General features: G+C 54.2%; 5 protein-coding genes. 3 read left to right on the top strand and 2 right to left on the bottom strand.

The window, feature by feature from the left end:
• Nucleotides 1-163: 163 nt before the first annotated feature.
• Nucleotides 164-946 carry an SDR family oxidoreductase gene (locus IOB61_RS13770; protein WP_290817866.1) on the bottom strand — a complete coding sequence of 261 codons (783 nt, stop codon included), beginning with the start codon at nucleotides 944-946 and terminating at the stop codon, nucleotides 164-166.
• 115 nt (nucleotides 947-1,061) lie between these two features.
• Here IOB61_RS13770 and IOB61_RS13765 point away from each other — a divergent pair, with 115 nt between their 5' ends.
• The 3 genes from IOB61_RS13765 to IOB61_RS13755 are packed head-to-tail and all read left to right on the top strand — an operon-like array spanning nucleotide 1,062 to nucleotide 4,027.
• Entirely contained in the window at nucleotides 1,062-2,066 is a 1,005-nt protein-coding gene (locus tag IOB61_RS13765; protein ID WP_290817858.1) for a glycosyltransferase family 2 protein, read from the top strand.
• A complete protein-coding gene (locus tag IOB61_RS13760; RefSeq protein WP_290817855.1) occupies nucleotides 2,053-2,484 on the top strand; it encodes a GtrA family protein in 432 nt (143 codons plus the stop codon). Before IOB61_RS13765 ends, IOB61_RS13760 begins: the two co-directional genes overlap by 14 nt.
• Complete coding sequence (locus tag IOB61_RS13755; protein ID WP_290817852.1) at nucleotides 2,471-4,027, top strand: hypothetical protein; 1,557 nt, start codon at nucleotides 2,471-2,473, stop codon at nucleotides 4,025-4,027. The genes IOB61_RS13760 and IOB61_RS13755 overlap by 14 nt, the downstream gene beginning before the upstream one ends.
• Here IOB61_RS13755 and IOB61_RS13750 read toward each other — a convergent pair.
• A partial coding sequence (locus tag IOB61_RS13750; protein ID WP_290817844.1) for a bifunctional 2-polyprenyl-6-hydroxyphenol methylase/3-demethylubiquinol 3-O-methyltransferase UbiG occupies nucleotides 4,017-4,677 on the bottom strand: 661 nt, incomplete at its 5' end. The two genes, IOB61_RS13755 and IOB61_RS13750, sit on opposite strands and share 11 nt — an antisense overlap.

Here is a 4,677-nt window from a genome sequence, read left to right as displayed (position 1 = left end):
CTAACCGATTTGCCGATCCAAAACTATTGAAAACACGCCGGTCGCGAATGCGACCGGTGGGATCGGCAAAAACAAAATGGTCGATAAGGCGAAAAACTAACCGATTTGCCGATCCAAAATGAAATGAATGGCCCGAGATTTTTGTCTCGGGCCTTTTTGCTTACTAAAAAATCGAATAGCCGCCGTCGATCACCAACGTATCGCCTGAATGATAGGCGGAGGCTTGGCTCGCCAGATAGACCGCGATACCACCGAAATCGTCTGGCGTGCCCCAGCGGCGCGCGGGCACGCGGGGGATGACTTTTTCGGCAAAGGCGGGGGAGTTTTGCGCCATCTCGGTCATGTCGGTGGCAATCCAACCGGGCAGGATCGCATTGGCCCGCACGCCATAGCGCGCATGTTCAACCGCGATGGATTTGATCATGGAGATAACCCCGCCCTTGGTGGCCGCATAAGCTTCATTGCGCGCAGCCCCTTCAATAGCGGCAAGAGAAGCAACGCCAACAAGCGACCCACCTGGGTCGCCTGCTTTGGCCCGCTCTACCATATGACGGCACGCCTCACGCAGGGTGAAGAAAACGCCATCGAGATTGACCGCCAAGGTTTTGCGATAGGTCTCGGTGCTCATATCCACAAAGCTTGGCGCGCCATAGCCAACGCCGGCATTGGCAAAAACGGTGTCGATGCGGCCCATTTGTGCGACCGTGTCGGCCATAGCGGCGACCACTTGATCTTCGTGGGCGACATCGACCTCCCACGCCTTAGCTTTGACGCCATGGGTTGCGAGCTTTTGGACAGCTTCTTGATTGGCAGCAGCTTTACGCCCCCAAATGGCGACATCGGCCCCGCAGGCAGCCAGCGCCTCTGCCATACCAAGGCCAATACCGCGATTGCCGCCTGTAACCAATGCGACATGTCCAGCTAAATTAAAGGGTTGATAGGCCATGGTGTTTCCCTGAGTCTTTGTGTGTTGATATTCAGCCCACACTAGCAAGCGCCCATCAGGGCGCAAGTGTTGAATGGTTTGTGCTTAAAGCGCGGACTCGCTATGAAATATATCCATGTCCTATTCAGATTCGTCGCCAAACTCTGTCGTTCGCGTGACCCGTGATGGGTCTGCAAAGATCAGTATTGTTGTTCCCTGCTATAATGAGGAGGCCGTCATTGGTCTGTCTCACGCACGGTTGAAAGCGGTGCTGGAGTCTTTGCTGTCTTCCGAGCACCTCGACTATGAAATCATCTATGTCGATGATGGCAGCCGAGACCAAACAGCCGTCAAGCTAAACGAACTGGCGGCAGGGGATGCGCATGTGCGGGTGGTGATGCTGTCGCGTAATTTCGGCCATCAGCCCGCTGTAACAGCCGGTCTGGATCAAGCCAGCGGTGATTGCGTGGTGATTATTGATGCAGACCTGCAAGATCCGCCTGAATTGATTGCCGATATGGTAAAGCTCTGGCGCGAGGGCTATGATGTAGTCTATGGCCAGCGCACGGACCGCGAGGGCGAGAGCGCCTTTAAGCTTGCCACTGCGCGGGTCTTTTATCGCGGCCTGAATTCCTTATCCGACGTTGATATTCCCCTCGACGTCGGCGACTTCCGCTTGATCGATCGGCAAGTGGTGGACGCCATTGGCTCCATGAAGGAGCGCGATCGTTTTCTGCGCGGCATGATTAGTTGGGTTGGCTTTCGCCAGACCGCGCTTCCTTATCGTCGGGCCGCACGTGCGGCAGGTGAGAGCAAATATCCGTTACGCAAAATGGTATTGTTTGCCCTAGACGGCATGTTGTCCTTCTCGCTCGCACCGTTGCGCTTTGTCATCACGCTGGGTTTGTCCATCTTCGTGTTGTCAAACGTCGGTATTGTCTATGCCATCTTGAACCGCCTGCTGACCGATCAATGGGTTAGCGGTTGGACCATGTTGTTTATCGCCGTCATGTTTATGGGCGGGATGCAATTGATGGTTTTGGGCATGATCGGCGAATATGTCGGCCGCATCTATATGGCGTCTAAAGAAAGGCCGCTTTACCTGGTCAAACGCTTCATTGGCTTCCATGACCGGGGCTGATTTGCGGGCTAAGGCCATATTGGGTTTACGCTATGCCGTCGCTGGGGGCCTAACCTCGCTTGTCTATATCATCGTCTATAATCTGATGGTTTATTTCGGCCTTGTGCGTTTCTTTGCCTCCAATTTGGCCTATGGCGCGGCGCTTTTGTTTCAGTATTCGGCGCATGGGAAATTCACATTTGGCCATCGAGACACCAAGCCTGGGACCTTATGGCGCTATCTCTTTGCGGTCGGGGTTGGCTTTTTGATCGCAGCCCTCATCAGCCAAGCCAATACCAAGCTGTATGATCTACCCGACCTTGTGGTTTCGGCCATCGTGATGGTGATTGTGGCGTGCACCAATTTCCTGTTCTTCAATTTCTGGGTCTATGCAGACCATACAGCCAAGCCAGTTCAAGGTGACCATGACAAAAGTTGAGCGTGTTTCCACCCTGTATGTCGTCGGTGGCTTAGCCTTTGTCGTTTTGGGCCTTGCTTTGTCTTTGGTTGTTTTGCCAGGCCCCGACCTATTATGGCGCCTCTATATTGCCGACGGTTTGTTAGACGGCAAAGTGCTTTACCGCGACTTGCTGGAGGTCAATCCCCCGCTTTGGTTCTGGGCGGCCTTGCCAGCAGCTTGGGTGGCGCAACACACGCCGATCTTGGCCTATCACGCGCTGATCGGTCTCAATTTGATGGTGATCTTTACTGCCACCGCCCTTTTGTATCATTTGGCCAAAAAGACGCTTGGAAGTACGGCTGCGGCCTCGACCGCCTTTGGGTTTCTTCTGGCCATGTGTTTGGTCAGCGTTGGCGACTTTGGCCAGCGTGAACAATCCTTGATGATGGCCTGTAGTCTGTGGATTGCCTTGCTGTGCGCCCGGATTGAAGGCCAAAAAGTCGCTCTACCAATTGCCATTCTGGTTGGGCTTTTGAGTGCCTATGGCTTTGCGCTCAAACATTATTTCGTGCTCTTGCCGCTTGTATTGGAAGCTTGGCTCCTCTGGCGGCAAAAACGGGCTTGGCGGCCATTTCGTCCGGAAAATCTGACACTGGCCCTTTGCGCCATCGCCTATGCCGCAACCCCTTTGGTATTTACGCCCGATTTTCTGGGCCGCATGTTGGATTTGATACAAACCGCCTATTACGCTTTTGGTCCTTGGAATGCCTTCTCGTCATACGAGCGCAAAGTTCGCTTGGCGATGCAGGGTCTATTTGTTTTCGTCCCCATGGCCATCATGCTGTTGACCAAGGAACGGCGCGACTTTTGTATCGCTTTGGCGATTGCGATCGTTGTTTGCTTGGCAATCGTTATGTTCCAGCAGAAGGGATGGCGCTATCACTTCATCGCGGCCCATGGCCTATCGGTGATGCTGTCCATCATGGTTGTCCATAAGGCCTTCTTCGAACCGGAAAAAGGTACCCGGATCGCCTTACCCCTTGTTGCCACGCTCACCTTGATTTGGACGGTGGTTGCCATGCCAGCCATCGGAAATGTTCAAACCCGCGGCCAAATTGTCGAGCCGCTTCTGAAGTCAATCGTTACCAAAGAGCCCAAGGACAACCGCATTTTCATCCTGTCGATTGGGCCCGACTATGCTTTTCATCCACTGGCAGATGCGGGGCGGTCTTATTGGTCTCGTTATTATTCGATGTGGATGGTGCCAGGGCTTCTAACTCCGAACAAAAATCCCAAACTCGAAGCAATCCGCAAAGTCGAAAAAGACCGGGTACGGGCCGAGTTTATCGAAGATGTTCAATGCAGCCGGCCCGACTTGATCATTGGGGAAGTCGGTTATGTCAGAACGCCAAATGCCATTCGGTTTGATTCAATCACCTATCTAACCGAAGACCCAGCCTTCAAGGCTTGGCTTGCCAATCATTATTTGGTCGAGCGCAATATTGGCCCTTACCCCATCCGTCGGCTTAACCGGAACGTACCGCTACCAGCGCCCTGTAAGCGCGCCGCGGCTACGCCTTAACAATCACGACCAGCGAGACGCCAAGGGGGAGGGGGAGGCGGCCGATTAGATGGCGTTCAAACGCAAAGATGGCTTCCAAGAGCTTGTTCAGCCAAGCTGATGGCATCCCGGTATCGACTTCCTTGCTGCCGGTCAGATTTTTCATCCAGCGGACCCCGGCGATCAAGGGCAGAAGCAAGGTGTTGAAATAGCTCATCATCTCAATTTTGAGGCCAGCTGCTTCAATCGCCTGGCGCAGGGTCTGGGCGGTATAGCGCCGCTTATGGTGATGTTCCTCGTCATGCGGGCTCCAGAGTGAGGGCATGGCAGGCACCGTCAATAAAAACCGTGCATCTGGCTTAAGCTTTTGGGCGACCGCCTTTAGGGCAGCCACATCATCATCCACATGCTCCAACACATCGAGCATAACGGCGAGGTCGAGGCTGTTTTCAGCAAGGGGTAGGCCATCTGGCAACCGGCCTTCCAAGACGGTGGCATCGGCGCGGGTGGCGGCATAGGCACGCGCATCGGCATCCGGCTCCACCGCTGTCAATTTTCCAAAGCGGGCGAGCACGGGCAAATTGGAACCTGTACCACAGCCTATTTCTGCGATGGTTAGATTTGGACGCTTGGCAATATGTTGGGTGATCATTTCTGCCACGATGCGCCGG

Source organism: Aquidulcibacter sp., assembly GCF_020253525.1.
GTDB lineage: Bacteria > Pseudomonadota > Alphaproteobacteria > Caulobacterales > Aquidulcibacteraceae > Aquidulcibacter.
The sequence above is the reverse complement of the archived record's forward strand: the minus strand, read 5'-3'. Positions and strand labels throughout refer to the sequence as shown.

Bases quoted from the DNA above. Each gene is read 5' to 3' on its own strand.
- IOB61_RS13755 (WP_290817852.1), top strand. From the start codon at position 2,471: ATGACAAAAGTTGAGCGTGTTTCCACCCTGTATGTCGTCGGTGGCTTA.
- IOB61_RS13770 (WP_290817866.1), bottom strand. From the start codon at position 946: ATGGCCTATCAACCCTTTAATTTAGCTGGACATGTCGCATTGGTTACA.
- IOB61_RS13765 (WP_290817858.1), top strand. From the start codon at position 1,062: ATGTCCTATTCAGATTCGTCGCCAAACTCTGTCGTTCGCGTGACCCGT.
- IOB61_RS13760 (WP_290817855.1), top strand. From the start codon at position 2,053: ATGACCGGGGCTGATTTGCGGGCTAAGGCCATATTGGGTTTACGCTAT.